The sequence below is a fragment of the Nonomuraea sp. NPDC050663 genome (genome assembly GCF_044456985.1).
In the GTDB taxonomy this organism is placed as follows: Bacteria; Actinomycetota; Actinomycetes; order Streptosporangiales; family Streptosporangiaceae; genus Nonomuraea.
In genome coordinates this window covers 414,917-437,810 of the sequence record NZ_JBITGL010000007.1, presented here as the reverse complement: position 1 = coordinate 437,810, position 22,894 = coordinate 414,917, and the positions used below count along the sequence as shown (strand labels likewise).

Genomic DNA, 22,894 nt, shown 5'->3' with positions numbered 1-22,894 from the left:
GACGGTATACCGTATCCGTTAGGGCGTATAGACCTGCTTGACCTTGACGATCTTGCCCTTGTGGAACCAGACGTGGAAGCCGAGGTCCTTGGTGGAGGCGGGCTTGAGGTGGCCGTTCAGCCAGGAGTAGGAGACCCGCTTGTGGTGCGCCTGACCGGCCAGGATGTTGACGTAGAGCTTGGCGCCGCCTGCCACCGGGTAGCGCTTCCACTTACCGGTGCGCTTCCACTGCCAGGCTTCGTACTCCGGGTGCGGCCAGAGCTTGCCCTTGGCGAACCACAGCCTGCCCTGGCTGGAGGCGTGCAGGAAGCCGAAGACCTTGGTCGTGGCCGCCGCCTGGGCAGGGGCCTGCAGGAGCAGGGCCGAGCCGAGGACGAGCGTCATCAGTAACGCGAAACGAGCCTTCATGCGACCAACCTAATCCCGATTTTTCGCGACTTCCGCCCCATGCGTATCTCCGGTGCTAGGCTCTGGCACCCGATGGCCGCCGATCACCGTGCCCGCGAGGAGTTCCGGCTCTTCTTCGAACGGCACCACCGCGATCTTTCCCGCTTCGCCTACCTGCTGAGCGGGGACCCGGACGTCGCCGACGACCTGGCCGCAGACGCCTTCGCCGCCGCCTGGAGCCAGTGGGACCGGGTGACGGCCACCGCCAGCCCCCTGGCGTACGTGCGCGGGATCGTCACCAACCTCGCCAACAACCGGCTGCGGCGCGTGATCAGGGAACGGGTACGGCTCAGCGGCGTCGGCCTGCTCGACCAGGCCGACGGCCCCGACGTCCCCGCCGTGGTCGACGTGCGCAGCGCCCTGCTGCGCCTGCCCGTGCGCAAGCGGGCGTGCGTGGTGCTGCGGTACGCCTTCGACCTGTCGGAGGAGGACACCGCCCAGGCGCTGGGGATCTCGGTGGGTACCGTCAAGAGCCAGACGTCGAAGGCTTCGGCGGAGCTGGTGGCGATGTTGCGACCAGCGCCGATGGCCGAGGGGAGGCAGCCGTGAACGATGACGATCGCTGGCTGCGCGACGCCCTCCGCGAGGAGGCCGTCCGCCACGAGCCGGGGCGCTCGCGCATGCTGGCCCGCCTGGAGGCGGAGTTCGGCTCCTTCGAGCCGGGCGACGGCGCCCCCGAGGAGCGGGGCGGTGCCGCCCGCGGAAACGGGCACGGCCGTGCGCTGCGAGACGTGCCCGGCCACCGGCTCGACAACGGGCCCGGCCGCGAGCCCAGAAGCGTGCACGGCGACGGGTCCGGGGAGGCGGTGATCGGCGCGCGCGGCGCCGGTCGGCGGCGTGGGGTGCGGCGGTGGCGGGGTGCCGTGGTGCCTGCTGCGGCCGTGGCAGCCGTCGCGGTGGGGGCCTGGTGGTTGACCGGGACGGGGCCCGACGCCGGACCGCCCGCCGTAGCCGTACCCGGGACGAGCGCGAGCATCGCGTCCGCGTCGCCCGCCACCGAGGGGCGGCCCGACCCCCGCAGCACCGCGCGGTCGGCGCAGGAGCAGGCATCCCCCGCGCCCACCGCCAAGCCCACCCCGACAACCCAGCGGCCGGCCGCCCCCGGGGTGCGGGCCCAGGCGCTGGTCGACCCGAACAGCAACCCCTACTGGGCCCAGAACAACCTGGTCCTCACCTTCGACGGGCAGGCCGCCGAGCTCGCCGTGACGATGCGCGTCAAGCGTGCCGCCGGCGTGGCGCCGGCCGGCCTGTGGTCCTCCCTCCCGGGCGACGACTACACCGCGAGCGTGCGCGAGGAGCCGGGCGCCATCGTCTACCGGTGGACGCTGAAGGACGGCCGGATCGTGCGTCCCGGCAGCTACACCTTCGCCGCGCAGTACAACCGCCGCCCGCGGGCCGAGGGCGGCCGGGCGGGCGACAGTTACCTGGTCGTGGTGCCCGGCGGCCGGCTCTCGGGGCATTACTGAAATTTCTGGATTCGGGCGGCAACCTTTCCCCGCCCCCGGACCACACAGGTGCATGAGCTTGACAGCACGCGTCTCCCTGCTGGCGCTGGCGGCCGCCGTGGCCGTACCCCTGGCCACCTCCCAGGCCGCCGCGCACGCAGCCGAGTCGCCCTTCTACGTGGACCCGCAGACGCAGGCGACCAGGTGGGTGGCGGCCAATGCCGGCGACCCGCGCGCGGCCGTGATCAAGAGCCGCATCGCCGCCGTGCCGCAGGCCCGCTGGTTCGCCCAGCACAACCCCGCCGCCGTCCGCTCCCAGGTCGACTCGTTCGCCGGTGACGCCGACGCGGCGGGCAAGATCCCGATCATCGTGCTGTACAACGTGCCGAACCGCGACTGCGGCGGCGCCAGCGGCGGCGGCGCGCCCAGCCACGCCGCCTACCGGCAGTGGATCGACGAGGTGGCCGCCGGTCTGCGGGGACGCCCCGCGACGATCATCCTGGAGCCGGACGTGCTCGCGCTGATGTCGAACTGCCAGAGCGCGGCGCAGCAGGCCGAGACCAAGCAGTCGATGGCCTACGCGGGCAGGAAGCTCAAGGCCGCCTCCGCGCAGGCGAAGGTCTACCTCGACGCCGCCCACTCCAACTGGCACGCGCCCGCCGAGATGGCCGCGCGCCTGAAGGACGCCGGGGTGGCCGACCTCGACGGCATCTCGACGAACGTCTCCAACTACCGCTCAAGCGCCGACGAGATCGCCTACGCCAAGAAGGTCATCGCGGCGACCGGGGTGACGGGGCTGAAGGCGGTCGTCGACACCAGCCGCAACGGCAACGGGCCGCTCGGCAGCGAGTGGTGCGACCCGGCGGGCCGGGCGATCGGCACGCCCAGCACCGACCAGACGGGTGACGCGTCGATCGCGGCGTTCCTATGGGTGAAGCTGCCGGGCGAGGCCGACGGGTGCATCGCGGGGGCCGGGCAGTTCGTGCCGCAGCGGGCCTACGACCTGGCCGTCGCGGCCGGGCCCGTGCCGACCCCGACCGGTACGGCCAAGCCGACGGTGAGCCCGACCGCCACCCCGACCGCCACCCCGACCGCCACCCCGACCGCCACGGCCACGCCCACCTCCACCGCGACTCCCAAGCCCACGGTCACCCCCACGAGCACGCCCAAGCCGACCGCGACCCCCACCGCGACGTCCGGCGGCAAGAGCTGCACCGCCCGCTACCGTGTCATGGACTCCTGGTCCGGCGGTTTCCGCGCCGACGTGACGATCACCAACACCTCCTCCACCGCCCTGTCCGGCTGGGGCGTGAAGTGGGACTTCGCCAAGGGCGAGAAGGTCACCCAGCTGTGGAGCGCGGTCCACGTCATGGACGGCGACACGGTCACGGCCCGCAACGCCGACTGGAACGGCGCCGTCAAGGCGGGTGACACCGTCGCGTTCGGCTTCATCGGCACGGTCTCCGGCACGGCGGGCGTGCCCGACCTGCTCTGCGTGACCCGGTGAGACGCGTGGCCCGGTGAGACGCGTGGCCCGTTGAGCCGCGTGACCCGTTGAGACGAGCTCGCCGGATGCGTACCAGGTGTAGTCGGAGCGCGCTCACCAGAGCCCCTGCGCCCGCACCCGGCGAGCCCGCCGGTCGGCGGTCATCGGTCGGCACGTGGCCCGGTTAACGAGTGGCCGGGTTCACGAACGCACGACACGATTGACCGCCGACCGGTCGCCCGCGGCGGGATCATCCCTGACCGATGATCCCGCCGCAGGCCCAGCCGAAGGGTTACAGCCGCTCGTCCCAGCGCAGCGAGAACGTGGTGTTGCCGGCGCTCACCCTGATCCAGGGCCAGCGAGGGTCCACGTCGGCGGGGGCGAACGGCACCCAGGCCGCGCCAGCGGCCTGGACGGTCGTGAACGGCCCGCCCGCGGCGCGGTAGGAGATCGTCACCGGGGCGCCCTCGATGCGGTGGCCGCTCAGGGCCAGGCCGTCGCCGGAGCGGGCGGCGGAGTAGACGATCGGCTCGTTCCAGCGGGCGGTGATCTCCTCGCCGAGCGGCTTCCTGGAGTCCTCCGCGCAGGTCAGGTAGGGGTCCCACGCGTAGGAGATCACCTTGGCGACCAGCCCGGCGGCGGCCGAGAGCTGGCGGTCGACCCGGTCCTTGACGGTGCGGCCGCGTTGCGGCTGGACCGGCCGCGTGCAGGCGCCCGACTGCGGTGACGGCTCGAAGACCTCCAGGTTCATCCAGAGTTCGACGCCGTCGAGGCGGGTGCGGGAGGCTTCGAGGAAGTAGTCGCGCGTGGAGCCGTGGTAGGCCTGCTCGTTCGTGCCGGGGCCGACGATCGGCTCCAGGTTCGGGTCGAGGGCGGCCGCGGCCTCGTCGGGGGTGAAGACGCCGACCTTGCCGGTGCCGCGGCTGTCCTGCGCGGCGATCACCATCGGCAGGCCGGAGCGGGTGGCGGCCAGGTCGCGCATGCCCTGGGCGACGAGCTTGGGCGCGTATCCGCGTCCGCGCCGGGCGTCGAGGTAGGGGCTGAGCAGCAGCGTGGCGCCGGGCATGGTCTGGGCGACCACGCGGTGCTGGGCCCGGTAGAGGTCGATGATCGGATCGTTGTCGTGGCGCTCGCGCAGGGCCAGCTCGAAGGTCTGGTAGAGGCCGGGCGGCGTGCCGTACTCCGCCTGGTAGTCCTTGAGGATCAGCTCGGTCAGCACGCTCAGCGGCCGCAGCGCCGTCAGGTCGGGCAGCCACGGTTTGGCCGGGTCCTGCGGCGCGGCGGGCAGGCCGGAGTAGAGCTTCATCCCGAACGCGGCGGCCTCGCGTGCGAGGTGGCCGACGCCGTCGCCGAGCGACCGCACGACGATCAGGTCGTACCGGCCCGACTCGCACGTGCCCTCGACCGGGACGAACAGCAGGCGGGCCTCGCCCTCCACCCGGTCGCGTCCGGGGCAGGAGGTCAGCGCGGGGCCGAACTCCTCCTGAGCGTCGTAGGTGAAGACCCGCTCGACCTCGGGTCCTGCCTGCGGGTGGGCGCCGGGCACGAGCCGGGGGCCGGAGACGATGACGGTGTCGGCGCCGAGCCGGTGCATGGCCTCGACGGTCCTTCTCGTACGGCAGGCGTCGGGATCGGGCGTCACCCAGTAGCCGGAGATCGGGTAGGGCGCCACGACGCGCGTGTCACGCGGGGCGCACTCGGCTCGCGGCGGAGGTAACCGCTCGGCCGGAGCCTGCTGGCAGGCGGCGATGACCAGCATCGTGGTGATCACCGTGAGAAGTCGTCGCACACCCACCCCTTCGGGATGGATCCTACCCGGGTCTCGATCGGGTAGGCCGCGCGCCGCTAGGGTGGGCGCTCGTGCGTCCCCCTCGCCCCCTCGTCCTGATCCTGGCGGTCACCGCCCTGGCCCTGGTGTGGCCGGGCGCGGTCGTGACCATGGTGTCCCAGCCGGCGGAGAACCCGCCCTTCGCGATCTTCGTCGCCTGCTTCTGGACTCTGGTCTGGTACTTCTGGTTGTTCCGGATCTGGCGGGGCGGCGTGCTGGCGATCGGGCTGATGGTCAAGGCCGCGATCGCCATCCCGGCGGTCCTGCTGCTCGGCCAGGTCGCGCTGGTGGTCTGGTCGGGGTTCGGGGCCGGGACGGCGCAGTGGGCGGCGACGGGGTGCGCGGTGCTGGCGCTGCTGTCGGGGCTGGCGCTGGCGCGTCGCGAGGTGCGGCGGTACGCCGAGGCGGTGGCGGAGGCTCCCCCGGCTCCGCCCGGCCTGCTGGGCGCCTCCCCTTCGGGCCAGGAGACGTCGTTGTTCGGGTGCGCGATGCTCGTGGTCGCGGTGGTGGCGCTCATCGTGGTCGGGGTGATCAGCAACGTCGCGGCCGCCGAGGCGACCGGGGAGTACGCCCTCATGGTGGCGGTGGGCGTGGTGGTGGTCATCGGGATCGGCGGGTACCTGTGGCTGCGTTTCCGCGCCGCCCGCGCGGCTCACGCGAGGACGGCGGCCATCCGGGCGGCCGCCGCCCGCCCGGTCACCCCCAGGTCGAGCCCGTCAGACGTGGGCCGCGACGACGGCTGACGGGGTTCCTTCGGCGATCAGCCGCCCCTCGGACAGCAGCAGGCAGTGGTCGGCGCGGGAGACCGCGCCGGGGTCGTGCGTGGCGTGCACGACGGTGACCCCCTGGGCGGCGATCTCGGCCATGAGCTCCTCCACCTCCCGCCGTGACGCCTCGTCCAGCCCCGTGACGGGCTCGTCGAGCAGGAGCACGCCGGGCTCCTGAGCGAGCCCCTGGGCGATGAGCGCCCGCTGCCGCTGGCCGCCGGAGAGCGTGGCGAGCGGCAGCCCGGCCAGCGCCGTGAGGCCGAGCCTGGCCAGGCAGTCGTCAACGATCTCGCGGTCGGCGGCGGTCAGCCGCCGCCAGGGCCCGCGCCGCCCCCAGCGCCCCATCGCGACAGTCTCGCGCACGGTGATCGGCAGCGAGTCGGGCACCGCGCTGCGCTGGAGCACCAGTCCCGGACGGTCGCCGCCGGGCAGTTCCACCGCGCCCAGGTCCACCGTGCCCGCCATCGGGGCGATGACCCCGGCGAGCACGCCGAGCAGCGTCGACTTGCCCGACCCGTTGTGTCCCACGACGGCGGTGACGGCGCCGCCCGGCATCCGGGCGCTCACCCCGTGCAGGACGGCGCGTTTCCGGTATCCGGCGGTCAGTTCTCGCACGGTGACGGACATCGCACTCCTTTGAGTTGAAAATGACAATGATTTTCATTGTAGAGTGCTTTGCCATGGAACACGTGCTCGGCCCGTTCGAGGTCTCTTTCGTCCGGCAGGCGTTGTGGGCGGGCATCCTGGTCTCCCTGGTCTGCGCGCTCGCCGGAACCTGGGTGGTGGTGCGCGGCCTGGCCTTCCTGGGCGACGCGATGTCGCACGGCATGCTGCCGGGCGTGGCGCTCGCCTCCCTGATGGGCGGCAACCCGCTCGTCGGCGCGGCGCTCAGCGCGGGCGCGATGGCCCTGGGCGTGACGGCGCTCGGCAGGTCGGCGCGCCTGTCCCAGGACACCGCCATCGGCCTGCTGTTCGCCGGCATGCTCGCGCTCGGCGTGATCATCGTCTCCCGCGCCAGGTCGTTCGCCGTCGACCTCACGGGGTTCCTGTTCGGCGACGTGCTCGCGGTGCGCGGGCAGGACCTGGTCACCCTGGCGGTCGCCGTGGCGATCGCCGCCCTGGTGGCGCTCGTGGGCCACCGGGCGTTCGTGGCGCTGGCCTTCGACCCGCGCAAGGCTCACACCCTGGGGCTGCGTCCCCGGCTGGCGAACGCGGCCATGCTCGGACTGGTGACGCTGGCGATCGTGGCGTCGTTCCACGTGGTCGGCACGCTGCTGGTCTTCGGGCTGCTGGTGGCCCCGCCCGCCGCGATGGTGTTGTGGGCGCGCCGCATCCCGATGATCATGCTGGGGTCCGCGGTGATCGGGAGCGCCTCCACGGCGGCCGGGCTGCTGGTGTCGTGGCATCTCGGCACGGCGGCGGGGGCGACGATCGCCGCCGTGGCGGTGGCGGCCTTCTTCGCCTCGGCGCTGCTGGCCCGCCTGCGGCACGGGAGCGCGGCATGAGGGCACTGGCCTGCCTGCTGCTCGTGCTCGGCCTGGCGGCGTGCGGCGGGCAGGACCCGGCGCCGCGCGCCGTCCCGCACGGGTACGTCGAGGGCGCGCAGGAGACCGCGGAGCCGCAGGCGCGCCTGGTGCTGGCCGACGGCGGCACCGGCGCCGTCCGCCTCCTGGACCTGGCCACCGGGCGGGTCACCTTGCTGGGCACGGTGACCGGTCCCGTCGCGGTGACCGGCGACGGGCGCTTCGCCTTCGTCTCCTCCCCCACCACGACCCACGTGTTCGACAGCGGCGGCTGGACCGTCGACCACGGCGACCACGTGCACTACTACCGGGCCGCGCCCCGCGACCTCGGACCGCTCCCGGGTACGGTCGCCGCGGCGGTGGGAGACGCGGCGCTCACCGCCCTGTCTCAGCCCGGCGGCACCGCCCTCCTGCTCGACCGCTCGCGGCTCGCGCAGGGTTCCGTCGCCGGGCGGCCCTCCGGCGGCATGGCCGTGCCGTACGCGGGACACCTGGTGGTGCCGGTGGCGGGCCGGGTCGAGGTGCACGCCAGGAACGGCGGCGTCGTCACCCGGCTCGACGAGCCCTGTGACAGGCCGGGCGGTCAGGCCGTGACCCGGCGCGGGGCCGTCATCAGCTGCGCGGACGGCGCCCTCCTGGTCACGGCGTCGGGCACCGGCTTCACGGCCGCCAAGATCCGCTATCCCGGCACCGCCGCCCCCCGCGCCACCGCCTTCTCCCACCGTCCCGGCGGCGACACCCTCACCGCCGTCGCGGGCCGCAAGGGCGTGTGGCTCCTGGACACCGGCGCGCGCACGTGGAAGCTGCTGCGCACCCCGCCCCCGATCGCCGTCAACACCGCGGGCGCCGGGTCGCCGGTGCTGGTCCTGGACGCGCGGGGCGTGCTGCACGGCTACGACCCCGGGACCGGCGAGCGCGTGGCCAGGAGAGCCCTGCTCAGCGAGCCCCGACCCGGCGCGACCATCCAGCTCGACGCCGCGCGCGCCTACGTCAACGACCCGGCGGCGCGTGCCGTACACGAGATCGACTACGCCGACCGCCTGCGCACGGCCAGGACCTTCCGGCTCGGCTTCACCCCGACGCACATGGTGGAGACAGGACGATGACGATCAGACTCACCCTGCTGGCCCTCCTGGCCGGGCTCCTGACCGCGTGCGGCGCGGGCCCGCGCGCCGAGATCGTGGTCACCACGAACATCCTCGGCGACCTGACCCGCGCCGTGGTCGGCGACCAGGCCGGGGTCGAGGTCCTCATGGGACGCAACGCCGACCCGCACTCCTTCGGCGTCTCCGCGCAGCAGGCGGCGTCGATGGAGCGTGCGCGGCTCATCGTCTCCAACGGGCTCGGCCTGGAGGAGGGCGTGCTGCGCAACGTCGAGGCCGCGCGGGAGCGTGGCGTCCCCGTGCTGGCCGTCGCCGAGGGCGTCGGCCCGATCCGCTACCGCGACGGCGGGCTCGACCCGCACTTCTGGACCGACCCCGCGCGAGCGCGCAAGGCGGTCGACCTGATCGCCGCCGCCGTCATCGACGAGGTCGACGGTGTCGACCCGGCACGCGTCAGGGCCAACGCCGCCGCCTACCGCGCCCAGCTCGACGAGCTCGACGCGTGGATGACCGGCCAGTTCGCCGCCCTCGAGAGACGCTCGCTGGTCACCGACCACCACGTCTTCGGCTACCTGGCCGAACGCTACGACTTCGAGGTGATCGGCGCGGTGATCCCCAGCGGGACCACCCTCGCGTCGCCGAGCGCCTCGGACCTGAAGGAGCTGGCCGACGCGGTCCGCAGGGCAGGGGTGCCCGCGGTCTTCGCCGACTCCTCGCAACCCGACCGCCTGGCCCGCGTGATGGCCGAGGAGGCGGGACTCGACGTGACGATCGTCAGCCTCGACTCCGAGTCCCTCACCGACCGGGCGCCCACCTACGTGCAGATGATGCGCGCCAACACCACGGCCATCGTCGATGGCCTGTCAGAGAAAGCCTAGAGATGCGAACCAGACTCCCCCTCCTGATCTCCGCCGCCCTCCTGCTGGCCGCGTGCGGCAGCACCCAGCCGCAGGCCGGCGCGGCACCGCCCGCTCCTGTCACCGTCGAGAACCCCATCGTGACCACGTTCGACGGCGGCCTGCACGTCCTCGACGGGACCACGCTCGCGATCGCCCGGACGATCACGCTGCCCGGCTTCAACCGGGTCAACCCGGCCGGCGACGCCAGGCACGTGCTGGTCTCCACGGCGACCGGATTCCGCGTGCTCGACGCCGCCTCCGCGACCTTGAAGGCCGACGAGTTCAAGGGCGCCAAGCCGGGTCACGTCGTACGGCACGCGGGCCGTACCGTGCTCTTCTCGGACGGAACCGGCCAGGTCACCAGCTTCGACCCGGCCGCCCTGTCCGAGGGTCTTCCCCAGGGCGAGACCTACACCGCGGCCGCCCCGCACCACGGCGTGGCCATCGAGCTGGCCAACGGCGAGCTCGTCGTGACGGTCGGCACCGAGGAGTCGCGCTCCGGCGTCCTCGTGCTCGACCAAGCGCGCAAGGAGATCGCGCGCAGCGAGCAGTGCCCCGGTGTGCACGGCGAGGCGACCGCGCGCGGCGAGGCGGTGGTGATCGGCTGCGAGGACGGCGTGCTGCTCTACAAGGGCGGCACGATCACCAAGATCGCCAGCCCCGACGCCTACGGCCGCATCGGCAACCAGGCGGGCTCGGAGGAGTCGCCGATCGTGCTGGGCGACTACAAGAAGGACAAGGACGCCGAGCTGGAGCGGCCCGAGCTGTTCTCGCTGATCAACACCGAGACCGGGAAGCTGACCGTGGTGCCGGTCGGGCACAGCTACACCTTCCGCTCGCTGGGGCGCGGCCCCGGCGGCGAGGCGCTGATCCTGGGCACCGACGGCGCGCTGCACGTCTACGACGAGGAGAGCGGCAAGCAGCTGAGCTCGGTCAAGGTGATGGAGCCGTGGACGGAACCGCTGGAGTGGCAGCAGCCCCGCCCGGCGCTGTTCGTGCGCGGCGGCACGGCCTACGTGTCGGAGCCCGCGGGCAGGAAGCTGCACGCGGTCGACCTGGCCACGGGCAAGGTGACCGCGTCGGTGGCGCTGCCCGAGGCCCCGAACGAGGTCAGCGGCGTGAGCGGCCACTGACCACCGGTCAACGGAAGTGGGCGGCGTGAGCGGCCGCTGACCCCTGGCTCAGCGGAAGTGGTCGGCCAGGAAGGCCGCGCACCCGGCCGTCCAGCCGGCCACGCGCGGCTCTTCCTCCGCCAGGCCAAGTCCGTGCCGTCCGTGCGGGTAGACGTGCAGCTCGACGGGGACGCCGTGCCCGGCCAGGGCGGCGGCCAGGTGCAGCGAGTTCGACACGGGCACGGAGGCGTCGTCGGCGGTGTGCCACAGGAACGTCGGCGGGGTGCGGGCGTTCACCCGCCGGTCCACCGAGAGCTCCCCGGCCGACGCCGCGCCGCCGAGGAGGCTCTGGACCGAGCCCCGATGCGTGTCGGGGGCGTCGTCGAAGCGCACCACCGGGTAGCACAGCACGGCCAGGTCGGGGCGCGCGGCGGCGGCGTCGACCTCGTCGTGCGGCCCTTCGGCGAGCATCGGGCCGCTCTCCGTCGCCAGCAGCCCGGCCAGGTGCCCTCCGGCGGAGAAGCCCAGCACGCCGACCTTCGCCGCGGCCGTGCGGTGCCTGACCCAGCGCACCGCCCTGGCCGCGTCGAGCAGCGGCAGCGGGAAGCGGTGCGGGGCGACGCGGTAGCGGGCCACGTAGGCGGCGACGCCCAGGGAGTTCAGCCAGCGGGCGACCGGTTCGCCCTCGTGGTCGGCCAGGCGCGTGTAGCCGCCGCCGGGCAGCACCACGACGGCGGGGGCCGCCGGGTCGTCGACGGGGTGGGCGGTGATGGTCGCACCGCCGGGCAGGGCCGGCCACAGGGGTTCGCGCGTCATGGGGCGTCACGATACCTCCCTTGACAGGGCCTTGTGTATCGATAAAGTTGCGCTGCTTTATCGATACATAAGGAGGCCTCCCCCATGAGTTCCGTCGCCGCCGTCCTCAACCTCGACATCGAGGGCCCCCGCATCAGCCGCCACCTCTACGGCCACTTCGCCGAGCACCTGGGTCGCTGCATCTACGGCGGCTTCTACGTCGGCGAGGACAGCGACATCCCCAACGCCGGCGGCATCCGGATGGACGTCGTGGAGGCCCTGCGCGCGCTGAACATCCCCAACCTGCGCTGGCCGGGCGGCTGCTTCGCCGACGAATACCACTGGATGGACGGCATCGGCCCCAAGGAGCGGCGGCCGAAGATGGTCAACACCCACTGGGGCAACGTGGAGGAGAACAACCACTTCGGCACCCACGAGTTCATGGCGCTGTGCGAGCTGCTCGGCGCCGAGCCGTACATCAGCGGCAACGTCGGCTCGGGAACGGTCAAGGAGATGAGCGACTGGGTGGAGTACCTGACGCGCGACGGCGACTCGCCGATGGTACGGCTGCGCAAGGCCAACGGGCGCGAGGAGCCGTGGCGGGTCACGTACTGGGGGCTGGGCAACGAGGCCTGGGGCTGCGGCGGGAACATGAACGCCGAGCAGTACACCGCCGAGGCGCGCAAGTACGGCACCTACGCCCGCGACCACGGCGACAACCGGCTCTACCGGGTCGCCGCGGGCGCCAACTCCGACGACTACTCCTGGACCGAGACGCTCATGAAGTCGCTGGGCACGCTCGGGTGCGCCTACCGGCCGCAGCCGTACGTCCAGGCGCTGTCGCTGCACTACTACACGATCGCCGGGACCTGGCAGGACAAGGGCGACGCGACCGTGTTCGACACCGGCGACCACTACGCCACCATGGCCGCGGCGGCGCGCGTCGAGGAGCTGATCGCCCGCCACTCCACCGTCATGGACTGCTACGACCCCGGCAGGACGGTCGGGCTGGTGCTCGACGAGTGGGGCACCTGGTGGAACGTCGAGCCCGGCACCAACCCCGGCTTCCTGTACCAGCAGAACACCCTGCGCGACGCGCTCGTGGCGAGCCTGCACTTCGACGTCTTCCACCGCCACGCCGAGCGCCTGGTCATGGCGAACATCGCCCAGACCGTCAACGTGCTGCAGGCCATGATCCTGACCGACCCCGAGTCGGGCGCGCTCGTGCTCACCCCGACCTACCACGTGTTCGAGATGAACAAGGGGCACCAGGACGCGGCCTCGCTGCGCGTCGACACCCCCGGCGGCCTGCCCGCCCGCGACGGGCTGGCCACCGTGTCGATGTCGGCCAGCCGCAAGGACGGCCGGGTGCTGGTGTCGCTGTCGAACCTGCACGCCGACGAGGACGCCGACGTCGAGCTGGACCTGCGCGGCGGCCGCCTGGACGGCGTGACGTCGCGGATCCTGACCGCCGGCCGGCTCCAGGATCACAACACCCCCCAGGCGCCCGACGCGGTCGCGCCGCGCCCGCACGCGCAGGTCACGCCCACCGCCACCGGCCTGCGGGTGCACCTGCCCGCGCACTCCTTCGTCACCGTCGAAGGCCGCCTGGCCTAGTAGTCTGCTGACGGATCGGAGGGGCGGGGACATGGTGACCATGAGTGACGTCGCCCGGCTGGCCGGGGTCTCCACGATGACGGTCTCCAACGTCGTCAACAACCGCCCCGGCGTCAGCGACCCGGTCAGGGTGCGCGTGCAGGAGGCCATCCGGCAGTCGGGCTACCGCGTCAACACCTCCGCCCGCACCCTGCGCTCCGGGCGGACCGGCGTCATCGGCCTGGCCGTGCCCGAGATCGGCCGCTCCTACTTCGGGCTGCTGGCCGCCCACGTGATCGAGCAGGCCGGACGGCTGGGCTTCCACGTGGCGGTCGAGCAGACCGGGGCGGCGGCCGACGGCGAACTCGACGCGATCGCCCACTCGCACACCCTGCACTTCGACGGCCTCATCCTCAGCGCCGTCGGGATCGACAGCCGCGACCGGCGGCTGGCCGAGGCCGACTACCCCATCGTCATGCTCGGCGAGCAGGATTACGGCGGGCGCCTCGACCACGTCGCCATGCCCAACGAGCAGGGCACGAGGGCCGCGACCGCCCACCTGATCGAGCGCGGCTGCCGCCGGATCGCCGTCGTGACCGGCGGCGCGCTCGAAGGCGTCAACGTGGTGACCCGCCGCTACCAGGGCTACCTGGCCGCCCACGCCGAGCGGGGGCTGACGCCCGACCCCGCGCTGCGCTTCGCGGTGACCACGATGAGCCCGGAGGGAGGCAGGGACGCCGCCCACCGCCTCGCGGGCAGCGGGCTCGCAGTCGACGGCGTCGTGTGCGTGACCGACACGGTCGCGCAGGGGGTGCTGCGCGGGCTGGCCGACCGCGGGCTGCGGGTGCCCGGCGACATCCGGCTCGTCGGGTACGACGACATCCCCGAGGCGGCCATGATGGTGCCGTCGTTGTCGACGGTGGCGCCCGACCACCGGTGGATGGCGGCCAAGGCCGTCGAGCTGGTGGTGGGGCGCATCCACGACGGCGGGCGCCCGGCGAGCGAGCACGTGGCGCCGTTCCAGCTGATGACCAGAGAGTCCACCCGCTGACCCCGGAGCCGGGGCGCCCTCAGGCCAGGGCGGCGTAGACGCCGTCGCGGCTCATGAGCTCCTCGTGCGTGCCGATCTCCTCGATCCGGCCCTCGCGCATGACCACGATGCGGTCGGCGTTGCGGATCGTCGACAGGCGGTGGGCCACGACGAAGACCGTACGGCCCCGCACCAGGCGGGCCAGCGCCTCCTGGATCAACCGCTCCGAGCGGGTGTCCAGCGCGGAGGTGGCCTCGTCGAGGATGAGCACCCGGGGATCGCGGATGAGGGCGCGGGCGATGGCCAGGCGCTGGCGCTGACCGCCCGACAACCTGGCGCCGCGCTCCCCCACCACCGTGTCGAGTCCCTCCGGCAGGCGCTCGATGAACTCCATGGCGTTCGCGTCGCGCAACGCCTGCCGTACGGCCTCCTCTCCCACGCCGGCCAGGCCGTAGGTGACGTTCTCCCGGATGCTGCCCTCGAACAGGATCGACTCCTGCGGCACGACCGAGACGAACCGGCGGTAGGTGCGCAGGTCCAGGGTCTCCATGTCGCGCCCGTCGAGCAGGATGCGGCCCGACGTGGGGCGCAGGAAGCCGATGACCAGGTTGAGGATCGTCGACTTGCCCGCCCCCGACGGGCCGACCAGGGCGATCATCTCGCCCTGGCGCACGCGCAGGGAGAAGTCGCGGGCGCCGTAGGTGTAGCCGACGTCCTGGAACTCCACCTCGCCGCGGACCGCGCTCACCTCGGCCTTGCCGGCGTTGTGCTCCAGGTCGGGCGCCGGGAGCACCTCGCCGATCGAGCGCACCGAGGCCAGGCCCTTGCTGATCACGGGGGTGAGGCTGAGCAGCGACGACAGCGACGAGGTCAGGCCGCCGAAGAAGGTCGTCAGCATCACGACGTCACCGGCGGTGATCGGGATGACCTGGTAGTAGGCGACCAGCGCCGAGCCCGCCAGGAAGGCGACGCCGAGTGCCTGCAGCAGGATCCAGGCCAGCGCTCCGAACCGGCCGTTGGCCAGGTCCAGCTTGAGCCCCTTGCGCAGCACCCGGTCGAGGGTGCCGTCGACGCGGTGCAGGGCGTCGCGCTCCAGGCCGTGGGCGCGGGTGATGGGGATGAGCGTGGTCATCTCGCTGACCTTGCTCGACAGCTGCTCCACCTCGCGGCGGAAGATCTCGTTGTCCTCGCGCAGGCGGTGGCGCAGCCGCATGACCAGCCAGGCCGCGGCGGGCACGGCCACGAGGAAGACCGGCAGCGCCATCGGCACGCGCACGGCGATCACGATGAGCCCGCCCGCGAGCGTGCAGAGCGCCGCCAGGCCGGTGTCGGCGGTCTGCTGGGAGCTCTGCTCGACGTTCTCGACGTCGCGGATGACCTTGGTCTGCAGTACGGCGGCGCTGACCTTGGAGTGGTAGCCGATCGACAACTGCTGCATGCGGCGGCACAGGTCCGAGCGCAGGCCGGTGCCCAGGCGGCGGATGGAGCCGTGGACGGTGCGCACGTAGAGCAGGTGGAAGGGGTAGTTGAGGATCAGGACGGCCAGCAGGGCGTTGACGCCCGACCACAACCAGGCCACGTTCCCGTGGTCGACCACCACGTCGATCACGATGGCGGTGACGAGCGGCAGCAGCCAGGTGGCGCTGTGCTTGACCAGGAAGGCCAGGACGCCGAGGGCGAGCTTGCCGCGATCGCGGGTGAAGAGGTAGGCGAGGGTCCGGACGGGGTGTTCACCGCGATAACGATGATCAAGTGCGCTCATAACGCCTTAGATCATCTCTTATCCCCATTTCATGGGTGTTGCCGAGGGGGGTGCTCCGCCGCCCTCCTGACCAGCATCATGCCCAGCGTCACCAGCCACGCCGTGATCGTCACCCTCGCGGCCACGGTCGCGATCAGGCGCATCAGGCGGAAGCTGTGATCGGCGGCGCCCGGCATCATGTCGATCGCGTGGAAGACGATCTCCAGGGTGAGCAGGACGCCGCCCATGATGCCGAGCACCGAGGCGACCCTGCTCACGCGCAGGGCCATGAAGGCTACCGCGACCAGCACGGGGCCGAGCAGACCCGGCGGGAGCAGGCCGACCACGATGGCGGGGAAGTCGTCCTCGAACTCCAGCACCAGGGCCCAGACCAGGAACAGCACGCCCAGCGGGGGCAGGAGCCAGGTGGCGATGGTGGCGCCCTTGTGGTAGCGCCAGAGGGCGGGGCCGGCGGCGGGGATGAGGAGGATGACGCCGGCCATGCAGGCGACGTTCCACAGCAGCCAGGTGTCGCGGTCGAAGGGGTGCTCGTAGAGGGAGATCCAGCGGAGGGTCTCGATGATGACACCCGCGAGGGGGATCGTCACGAGCAGGAGGCAGATCAGGGCGCCCACCGCGCCCGCCACGCTGGGCGCGGCCTGCCCGGGGAAGGGGGGTCGTGCGTGGTGCTGCGGTCCCCCGTGCTGCGGTCCCCCGTGCTGCGGTCCCCCGTGCTGCGGTCCCCCGTGCTGCGGTCCCCCGTGCTGCGGCCTCCCGTGCTGCGGCGCCCGGTTCTGTGGTCCGCCGTGCTGCGGTCCCGGCCCGCGATGTCCAGGGCTTTCCTGCGCGCCTCGGCCCCAGCCGGCTCCGTCTCCCCCCAGGTCGTCCGTCAGCAGCCGCGTCCCCCGAGGGCCGGACAGGCGCTCGGGCGTCTGGCCGGTCAGCCTGGCCAGCAGCACCTCGGCACGCGGCCGCGCCATCGGATCCTTGGCCAGGCACGCAGCGATCAGCGGCCGCAGCCCCTCGGGCACCCCCGACAGGTCCGGCTCCTGCTGCAGGATCGCCGCCATCATCGCGGGCATCGTCTCGCCCTGGAACGCCAGCTGCCCCGTCGCCGCGTAGATCATCGTGCTGGCCCAGCTGAACATGTCGCACGCCGGGCCGACCACCCCGCCGAACTGCTCGGGCGCCATGAAGGCGGGCGTGCCCATGACGCTGCCCGTGGCGGTCTGCTCCAGCGCCCTGGCGATCCCGAAGTCGATCACCACGGGCCCTTCCGGCCCCATGATCACGTTGCTCGGCTTGAGGTCGCGGTGGATGATCCCCGCACGGTGGATCGCCGCCAGCGCGGTCAGGGTCGCCACCGCCAGCCGTTCCAGGCCGCTGCCCGACCGGGGCCCCTCCGTCTTGATCAGCTCGTCGAGCGAAGGTCCGGGGATGAACTCGCTGACGATGTACGGCCGTCCGTCGGCGATGCCCACGTCCAGGACGCGTGCCGTACTGAAGGGCGCCACCCGGCGTGCCGCCTCGGCCTCCCGCAGGAAGCGCCGGTGGGAGGCCTCGTCCTCGGTGTGCAGCATCTTGATCGCGACCCGGGCCCCGCCGGCGTCCTCGGCCAGGTAGACCGAGCCCTGCCCGCCCCTGCCGAGCACGTTCTTCAGCTCGAAGTCGCCGAGCTGCCGGGGATCTGCCGTCACGAGTGGTTGCACGGCAAACGACCATAAAGGTCATTTAGGGGGTACGGCTACCGCAAACCACACATTGACACCCTCTAAGTTATGGGGCATAACTATGGTTTGCCTAACCTAACTGGAGGACGTGGTGGTGAAGACCGGCGGCAGGACCGCCTCGTTCACGCTTGACGACGTCGTCGCCGCAGGAGTGCGCATCGGCCTGGCCGACCTGTCGCTCCAGCGGGTCGCCGACGCGCTCGGCGTCACCCCCACCGCCGTCTACCGCCACGTGCCCAGCCGCGCCGCGCTGGAAGGCCTGGTGGGCGAGGCGATCCTGGCCGGGCTCACCCTCGTCGACGACCCCGCCGACTCCACCGAGGACCACCTGGTGAGCTTCGCCGCCCAGATGCGCGCCTTCACCCTCGCCCACCCGGGCACCGCCGCCTACCTGCAACGACTGTTCCCGCGCGGGCGCTCCGGCATCCGCCTCCTCGAAGCACAGATCACCACGCTGGGCAGCCGCGGCTACGACCCCGCCGCCGCGACCGCGCTCAGCTCCGCGATCGCCACCGTCACCCTCGGGATCACCGCCGCCGACGAAGCCCGAACGGCACACGCCAGCGTCGACCCGGCCGGCGCCGAGGAGGCCACCCGCGACGCGCTCAGCGCCATGGCGGGCTCGCCCCTCATCCAGGCGGCCACCGCGGGCATCCCCGCGCACACCGCCGACGACTACTTCCTGCTCTTGGTGCGCTCGACCGCGCACGGACTGGTGGCCCAGCTACCGCCAGGACGCCCGGTCGCCGCGCTCATCTCCACGCTCACCGATCGACGAGAGGACCGCTGATGCCCGCCCGCGGATACGCCGGGGCGGTGATGAGGACCCTGGGGGCGCGCGAGCAGACGCTCACCGTCGTCTCCTTCCAGGACATCACTCCCCACTACCGGCGCATCACCTTCCACGCGCCGTCCCTCTTCGACGGCCAGCCCATCCACCCGGCCGCATGGGTGCGGATCTGGGCGCCCGACCCCGACCGTCCCGGGCGCGAGCACCAGCGCGGGTACACGCTCCTGGATCCCGATCCCGTGCTGCAGCAGATCAGCATGGAGTTCGTCATGCACGAGCCGTCCGGTCCCGCCTCCACGTGGGCCGGACGGGTGCAGGTGGGCGACACGCTGCAGATGACGCGGTGGGGGTCCAAGCACTTCGCCGCCCCGGACCCGGCGCCCGACGGATACCTGCTCGTGGGGGACGCGGCCTCGCTGCCGGGGATCAACTCCATCCTGGCTGCCGTACCGCCCACCACACCCGTCGTGGTGCTCCTGGAACGGCATCATCCCGATGATGTCATCATCCCGATGACCTCCCACCCCCTCGCGACCATCACCTGGGTGCCCGAGGGGCCGGGGGCTCTGGCCGAGGCCATCGAGGACCGGGACTGGTCGAACTGGTTCGCCTGGGTGACCCCGGAATCGGGCGCGGGCAAGCGCGTGAGGGCCCGGCTGAAGGAGCTCGGCTTCCCGGCCTCGGAGGTGAAGGCCCAGGCGTACTGGGTCAAGGGCAAGGCCATGGGCGTCGACCGCGACGACCAGCAGGCCGGGGCCGAGGGAGCCACGGGGGCCACGACCGCCGAGGTGGCGACGAGCGGGACGCCGACCGGAGTGCCGGCCGAGACGACGGCTGAGACGACGGCCGGGACGGCAAGCGAGGCGGCGAACGACGCGGCTGGCGCAGCAGTGGGGGCGGCCGCGGCCGTCGGGGCCGGGGCGACCGCAGCCGATGCGACCCGCGAGACGGCGGGGTCCGCCCTGCCGTCGGCGAACGGCTCGACCAAGGGCGCGGCGAACGGCACGGCGAACGCGGATCCGGCGAGCGACGGCACCGAGAACGGGGCCGCCGCCGGCGCGAGGCAACGCCAATGGCGCTCCACCGCCGGTTCTCGCCTCCTCGCCCCCGTGCGCGGCAAGCTGACCCTGGCCGCCGCCTTCCAGGCCGTGGTCTCTCTCCTCCAGCTCGCCCCCTACCTCCTCCTCATCGAGCTCTGCCGCCGCATCCTCGCCGACGGCATGGGCGCCGCTGGCCTGGCCGGGCTGGGGGTGTGGGCGCTGGTCCTGCTGGGCGCGGGTACCACGCTGGCCGGTGCGCTGGTGGCGGTGATGCACGTGGTCGATGCCCGCTTCGGTCACGAGGTGCGGCGCCGGGTGGTCGGGAAGCTGGCCCGCCTCCCGCTGGGCTGGTTCACCGAGCGTTCCTCCGGGCGGGTGAAGCAGGCCGTGCAGGGTGATGCCGCGAGCGTGCACTACCTGGTGACGCATGCAGCGCTCGACGTGGTCGCCGCGCTGGTCACGCCGCTGGCCGTACTGACCTATCTCTTCACCGTCGACGCCGCGATGGCGGCGATCCTGCTGGTCCCGATCCTGGCGTACGTGATCCTGACGGCGCGCATGATGCAGTCGTCCACCTCCCAGATCGCGCAGTTCCCGACGTGGGAGGGGCGGGTCTCGTCGGAGGCGATCGCCTACGTGGACGGGCTCTCCGTGGTCAGGACGTACGACGCGGGCCCGGCGGGCGGGTTCCGTGCCACGCTGGCCGAGCGCGCCCGGTTCCTGGACGACTGGCAGCGGCCGCTGACCAGCAGGAAGGTGCTGATCGACCTGGTGACGCGCCCAATGACGATCCTGCTGCTGATCGTGGTCGTGGGCGGCGCGACCGGGCTGGTGCGGGGTCCGGATCTGCTGCCGTTCCTGGTGCTCGGGGTGACCTTCGGCGGCCAGTTGCTGGCCGTGGCGTACGGCATGGGCTCGGTGCGCGAGTCGATGGACGCCGCCCGCCGCATCGGGCTGCTGCTGGCGGAGCCGGAGCTCACGGCCCCCACGACCGCGCGGTCCGGCGGCCAGGATGCGCACGGCAAGGTCGTGCGCTTCGAGAACGTGTCCTTCGCCTACACCGCCGATCACGACGTGTTGTCCGGCATCGACCTGGAGCTGGCGCCGGGCACGGTCACCGCGCTGGTCGGCCCGAGCGGCGCGGGCAAGTCCACCCTGGCCGCGCTCCTGGCGCGCTTCCACGACGTCACGACGGGCCGGATCACGATCGGCGGCACGGATCTGCGCGATTTGACGCAGGAGGAGCTGTATCGCACGGTCGGCTTCGTCTTCCAGGACGTCTCGCTCATCCGTGCAAGCGTGCACGACAACATCGCCCTGGCGCGGCCCGACGCGACGCGCGAGGAGGTGGTGCGCGCGGCCGAGGCGGCGCAGATCCACGACCGCGTCACCCGGCTGCCCGCCGGTTACGACACCGTGCTGGGCGAGCAGGGGCATCTGTCCGGCGGGGAGGCGCAGCGGCTGACCATCGCCAGGGCGCTGCTGGCCGACCCGTCCGTGCTGGTGCTGGACGAGGCGACCGCGTTCGCCGACCCCGAGTCCGAGCACCGGGTGCAGGAGGCGCTCAGCACGCTGGCCGCCGGCCGTACGGTGCTGGTCATCGCCCACCGCCTGCACACGATCGCGGGCGCGGACTCCATCGTCGTCCTCGACCACGGCCGGATCGCCGAGCGCGGCACGCACGCCGAGCTGCTGGACCGCCCCGGCCTCTACCGCGACCTCTGGCACCCGCAGGAGCTGACCGTATGATCCGCCGTACCCTCCTCCTGGCGGGCGACCGCCGTCTGGCCTTCCGTTATCTCGCGCTGCTGGGCCTGGGCTCGGTGGTGCGCGCCGGCGCGGTGCTGACCCTGGTGCCGCTGCTGTCGGCGCTGCTGTCCGCCGATCCTGGTACGGCCATGCCGTGGGTCGGGGCGCTGGCGGGCCTCGTCGCCTTGGGCTGGCTGGTCGACTACCGGGCCGCGGGCGCCGGGTTCGCGATCGGGTTCGTGCTGCTGTCGAGCGTCGAGTCGAAGATCGTCGACCGCCTCCAGGGTGTGCCGCTCGGCTGGCTCACGGCCGACCGGCGGGCGGCGGCTCACCGGTCTTTGACCTCGACGGGCAGGGAGATGGTGCAGGGCATCGCCTACCTGCTCACGCCGTCGATCAACGCGCTGACCACGCCGGCGTTCATCGGCGTGGGGCTGCTGTTCGTCGCCTGGCCGCTCGGCGTGGTCGCGCTGGCGGCCGTGCCGGTGCTGATGGCGGCGTTGTGGGCGAGCGGGCGGTGCGTGCGCGCGGCGGACGCCGCCTACGACGCGGCGGCCGAGCAGGTCGGCGAGCGCATCGTCGAGCTGGCCAAGGCCCAGCCCGCGCTGCGGGCGGCCGGACGCGCGGGCGCCGACGGCTCGCTGGTGGGCGGCGCGCTGGACCGCCAGCGCAGGGCGGCGATGCGGCTGATCGGCTTCGGCCTGCCAGGGCAGCTGCTGTTCGGTTTCGCCACCCAGGCGGCGCTCATCGGGCTGGTCGCGACCGCGGTCGCGCTCGGGCTCAGCCCGTCCCTGGCCACGGCGGCGGGCCTGGACGGCACGCTCGGCGCCGCCCAGGTGGTCGCCCTGATCATCGTGGCGGTGCGTTTCGTCGAGCCGTTCACGACGCTCGCCGAGATCGCCCCCGCGGTGGAGACGGCGCGCGGCACCCTGGACCGGCTGCACACCCTGCTCCAGGCCCCAGTGCTCGGCCGTCCCGGCGCGGCGGCGGCGCCCGACGAGCACGCCCCCGCCCTGGAGCTGCGCGAAGTGAGCTTCGGCTACGAGCCAGGCCAGGAGGTCCTGTCCGGGGTCAGCCTGACCGTCGCCCGCGGCACCACGACGGCGATCGTCGGCCCGTCCGGCTCGGGCAAGAGCACCCTGCTCTCCCTGGTCGCGCGTTTCCACGAGGTGTCGGGCGGCAGCGTGCTGGTCGCCGGGCACGACGTGCGCGACTACGACCCCGGTGTGCTGATGGCGCGGCTGGGCATCGTCTTCCAGGACGTCTACCTGTTCGACGCGAGCCTGCGGGAGAACGTGCTGCTCGGCGACCCGGGCGCCGGCGACGACCGGCTCGCGGCCGCCGCTGCGGCGGCGCAGCTGGACGAGGTCGTACGGCGGCTGCCGGACGGCTGGGCGACGCGAGTGGGCGAACGTGGCGCCGCGCTGTCGGGCGGGGAGCGTCAGCGGGTCAGCATCGCCAGGGCCCTGCTGAAGGACGCGCCCCTGCTGCTGCTCGACGAGGCGACGGCGGCGCTCGACACCGGCAACGAGCGGGCGATCGTGGCGGCGCTGGAGTCGTCGGGCCGTGAGCGGGCGACGGTGATCGTGGCGCACCGGCTGAGCACCATCGCCAGGGCGGACCGGATCGTGTTCCTGGAGGGCGGCAGGATCGCCGAGGCGGGGACGCTGGAGGAGCTGCTGGCGCTCGACGGCCGGTTCGCGGCCTACTGGCGCCAGCGGGAGCGGGCTGCCGGGTGGACGCTGACGGCATCCGCTTGAGGAGTGGAAGTTAGCTTAGGCTAAGCTAACTTCCACCTTTCATCGAGTGGAGT

Annotated in this window: 19 protein-coding genes; 13 read left to right on the top strand and 6 right to left on the bottom strand. The window is 72.9% G+C overall.

Going from position 1 to position 22,894, the window contains the following annotated elements; genetic code table 11:
* Positions 1 to 18: 18 nt before the first annotated feature.
* Positions 19 to 408 (bottom strand): hypothetical protein, encoded by a 390-nt coding sequence (locus ACIBH1_RS24655; RefSeq protein WP_397316248.1) that lies wholly within the window; start codon positions 406 to 408, stop codon positions 19 to 21.
* A 72-nt stretch (positions 409 to 480) separates the two neighbouring features.
* Between ACIBH1_RS24655 and ACIBH1_RS24650 the strand changes: the two genes are divergently transcribed.
* The 3 genes from ACIBH1_RS24650 to ACIBH1_RS24640 are packed head-to-tail and all read left to right on the top strand — an operon-like array spanning position 481 to position 3,399.
* On the top strand, positions 481 to 996 hold the full coding sequence (locus tag ACIBH1_RS24650) for a SigE family RNA polymerase sigma factor (protein WP_397316247.1): 516 nt from the start codon (positions 481 to 483) through the stop codon (positions 994 to 996).
* A complete protein-coding gene (locus tag ACIBH1_RS24645; protein ID WP_397316246.1) occupies positions 993 to 1,913 on the top strand; it encodes a hypothetical protein in 921 nt (306 codons plus the stop codon). The genes ACIBH1_RS24650 and ACIBH1_RS24645 overlap by 4 nt, the downstream gene beginning before the upstream one ends.
* A gap of 52 nt (positions 1,914 to 1,965) precedes the next feature.
* Positions 1,966 to 3,399, top strand: a complete 1,434-nt coding sequence (locus ACIBH1_RS24640) for a glycoside hydrolase family 6 protein (RefSeq protein ID WP_397316245.1) — start codon at positions 1,966 to 1,968, stop codon at positions 3,397 to 3,399.
* A 271-nt stretch (positions 3,400 to 3,670) separates the two neighbouring features.
* Here ACIBH1_RS24640 and ACIBH1_RS24635 read toward each other — a convergent pair whose 3' ends face one another.
* Positions 3,671 to 5,167, bottom strand: coding sequence for a DUF4434 domain-containing protein (locus ACIBH1_RS24635; protein ID WP_397316244.1), 1,497 nt, complete (start codon positions 5,165 to 5,167; stop codon positions 3,671 to 3,673).
* A 71-nt stretch (positions 5,168 to 5,238) separates the two neighbouring features.
* Here ACIBH1_RS24635 and ACIBH1_RS24630 point away from each other — a divergent pair, with 71 nt between their 5' ends.
* Entirely contained in the window at positions 5,239 to 5,949 is a 711-nt protein-coding gene (locus tag ACIBH1_RS24630; RefSeq protein WP_397316243.1) for a hypothetical protein, read from the top strand.
* On the opposite strand, the gene aztA is transcribed toward ACIBH1_RS24630, so the two are convergent.
* Positions 5,923 to 6,600 (bottom strand): zinc ABC transporter ATP-binding protein AztA, encoded by a 678-nt coding sequence (aztA, locus tag ACIBH1_RS24625; RefSeq protein ID WP_397316242.1) that lies wholly within the window; start codon positions 6,598 to 6,600, stop codon positions 5,923 to 5,925. The genes ACIBH1_RS24630 and aztA overlap by 27 nt on opposite strands.
* A gap of 53 nt (positions 6,601 to 6,653) precedes the next feature.
* Between aztA and aztB the strand changes: the two genes are divergently transcribed.
* The 4 genes from aztB to aztD are packed head-to-tail and all read left to right on the top strand — an operon-like array spanning position 6,654 to position 10,631.
* Positions 6,654 to 7,478 carry a zinc ABC transporter permease AztB gene (gene aztB, locus ACIBH1_RS24620; RefSeq protein ID WP_397316241.1) on the top strand — a complete coding sequence of 275 codons (825 nt, stop codon included), beginning with the start codon at positions 6,654 to 6,656 and terminating at the stop codon, positions 7,476 to 7,478.
* Entirely contained in the window at positions 7,475 to 8,602 is a 1,128-nt protein-coding gene (locus ACIBH1_RS24615; protein WP_397316240.1) for a hypothetical protein, read from the top strand. The genes aztB and ACIBH1_RS24615 overlap by 4 nt, the downstream gene beginning before the upstream one ends.
* Positions 8,599 to 9,477 (top strand): zinc ABC transporter substrate-binding protein AztC, encoded by an 879-nt coding sequence (gene aztC / locus ACIBH1_RS24610; protein WP_397316239.1) that lies wholly within the window; start codon positions 8,599 to 8,601, stop codon positions 9,475 to 9,477. Before ACIBH1_RS24615 ends, aztC begins: the two co-directional genes overlap by 4 nt.
* Before the next feature lie 2 nt (positions 9,478 to 9,479).
* Complete coding sequence (gene aztD, locus ACIBH1_RS24605; protein ID WP_397316238.1) at positions 9,480 to 10,631, top strand: zinc metallochaperone AztD; 1,152 nt, start codon at positions 9,480 to 9,482, stop codon at positions 10,629 to 10,631.
* A 48-nt stretch (positions 10,632 to 10,679) separates the two neighbouring features.
* On the opposite strand, the gene ACIBH1_RS24600 is transcribed toward aztD, so the two are convergent.
* The gene (locus ACIBH1_RS24600) at positions 10,680 to 11,426 is read right to left on the bottom strand and encodes an alpha/beta hydrolase (RefSeq protein WP_397316237.1); all 747 of its coding nucleotides are present in this window, start codon (positions 11,424 to 11,426) and stop codon (positions 10,680 to 10,682) included.
* An 84-nt stretch (positions 11,427 to 11,510) separates the two neighbouring features.
* Between ACIBH1_RS24600 and ACIBH1_RS24595 the strand changes: the two genes are divergently transcribed.
* Both ACIBH1_RS24595 and ACIBH1_RS24590 read left to right on the top strand, forming a co-directional pair.
* A complete protein-coding gene (locus ACIBH1_RS24595; RefSeq protein WP_397316236.1) occupies positions 11,511 to 13,022 on the top strand; it encodes an alpha-N-arabinofuranosidase in 1,512 nt (503 codons plus the stop codon).
* Between the two features lie 40 nt (positions 13,023 to 13,062).
* Positions 13,063 to 14,052, top strand: a complete 990-nt coding sequence (locus ACIBH1_RS24590; RefSeq protein ID WP_397316235.1) for a LacI family DNA-binding transcriptional regulator — start codon at positions 13,063 to 13,065, stop codon at positions 14,050 to 14,052.
* A 19-nt stretch (positions 14,053 to 14,071) separates the two neighbouring features.
* On the opposite strand, the gene ACIBH1_RS24585 is transcribed toward ACIBH1_RS24590, so the two are convergent.
* Together ACIBH1_RS24585 and ACIBH1_RS24580 are read right to left on the bottom strand one after the other, a co-directional pair.
* The gene (locus tag ACIBH1_RS24585) at positions 14,072 to 15,793 is read right to left on the bottom strand and encodes an ABC transporter ATP-binding protein (protein ID WP_397316234.1); all 1,722 of its coding nucleotides are present in this window, start codon (positions 15,791 to 15,793) and stop codon (positions 14,072 to 14,074) included.
* 29 nt (positions 15,794 to 15,822) lie between these two features.
* Positions 15,823 to 17,481 (bottom strand): protein kinase, encoded by a 1,659-nt coding sequence (locus tag ACIBH1_RS24580; RefSeq protein WP_397316233.1) that lies wholly within the window; start codon positions 17,479 to 17,481, stop codon positions 15,823 to 15,825.
* Between the two features lie 112 nt (positions 17,482 to 17,593).
* On the opposite strand from ACIBH1_RS24580, the gene ACIBH1_RS24575 reads away from it, so the two are divergent.
* From ACIBH1_RS24575 to ACIBH1_RS24565, 3 genes are read left to right on the top strand one after another with little or no spacing between them, the layout of a single operon-like run.
* Entirely contained in the window at positions 17,594 to 18,292 is a 699-nt protein-coding gene (locus ACIBH1_RS24575) for a TetR/AcrR family transcriptional regulator (protein ID WP_397316232.1), read from the top strand.
* Positions 18,292 to 21,081: an ABC transporter ATP-binding protein/permease gene (locus tag ACIBH1_RS24570; RefSeq protein ID WP_397316231.1), complete on the top strand. Its 2,790-nt coding sequence runs from the start codon at positions 18,292 to 18,294 to the stop codon at positions 21,079 to 21,081. The genes ACIBH1_RS24575 and ACIBH1_RS24570 overlap by 1 nt, the downstream gene beginning before the upstream one ends.
* Positions 21,078 to 22,841, top strand: a complete 1,764-nt coding sequence (locus tag ACIBH1_RS24565; RefSeq protein ID WP_397316230.1) for an ABC transporter ATP-binding protein — start codon at positions 21,078 to 21,080, stop codon at positions 22,839 to 22,841. Before ACIBH1_RS24570 ends, ACIBH1_RS24565 begins: the two co-directional genes overlap by 4 nt.
* Positions 22,842 to 22,894 lie beyond the last annotated feature (53 nt).

Excerpts from the sequence above, each read along its gene's own strand:
- ACIBH1_RS24595 (WP_397316236.1), top strand. The coding sequence starts at position 11,511 with ATGAGTTCCGTCGCCGCCGTCCTCAACCTCGACATCGAGGGCCCCCGC.
- ACIBH1_RS24600 (WP_397316237.1), bottom strand. The coding sequence starts at position 11,426 with ATGACGCGCGAACCCCTGTGGCCGGCCCTGCCCGGCGGTGCGACCATC.
- ACIBH1_RS24565 (WP_397316230.1), top strand. The coding sequence starts at position 21,078 with ATGATCCGCCGTACCCTCCTCCTGGCGGGCGACCGCCGTCTGGCCTTC.
- ACIBH1_RS24655 (WP_397316248.1), bottom strand. The coding sequence starts at position 408 with ATGAAGGCTCGTTTCGCGTTACTGATGACGCTCGTCCTCGGCTCGGCC.
- aztD (WP_397316238.1), top strand. The coding sequence starts at position 9,480 with ATGCGAACCAGACTCCCCCTCCTGATCTCCGCCGCCCTCCTGCTGGCC.
- ACIBH1_RS24615 (WP_397316240.1), top strand. The coding sequence starts at position 7,475 with ATGAGGGCACTGGCCTGCCTGCTGCTCGTGCTCGGCCTGGCGGCGTGC.
- ACIBH1_RS24590 (WP_397316235.1), top strand. The coding sequence starts at position 13,063 with ATGAGTGACGTCGCCCGGCTGGCCGGGGTCTCCACGATGACGGTCTCC.
- ACIBH1_RS24650 (WP_397316247.1), top strand. The coding sequence starts at position 481 with ATGGCCGCCGATCACCGTGCCCGCGAGGAGTTCCGGCTCTTCTTCGAA.
- ACIBH1_RS24570 (WP_397316231.1), top strand. The coding sequence starts at position 18,292 with ATGCCCGCCCGCGGATACGCCGGGGCGGTGATGAGGACCCTGGGGGCG.
- ACIBH1_RS24640 (WP_397316245.1), top strand. The coding sequence starts at position 1,966 with ATGAGCTTGACAGCACGCGTCTCCCTGCTGGCGCTGGCGGCCGCCGTG.
- aztA (WP_397316242.1), bottom strand. The coding sequence starts at position 6,600 with ATGTCCGTCACCGTGCGAGAACTGACCGCCGGATACCGGAAACGCGCC.
- ACIBH1_RS24585 (WP_397316234.1), bottom strand. The coding sequence starts at position 15,793 with ATGAGCGCACTTGATCATCGTTATCGCGGTGAACACCCCGTCCGGACC.
- aztC (WP_397316239.1), top strand. The coding sequence starts at position 8,599 with ATGACGATCAGACTCACCCTGCTGGCCCTCCTGGCCGGGCTCCTGACC.
- aztB (WP_397316241.1), top strand. The coding sequence starts at position 6,654 with ATGGAACACGTGCTCGGCCCGTTCGAGGTCTCTTTCGTCCGGCAGGCG.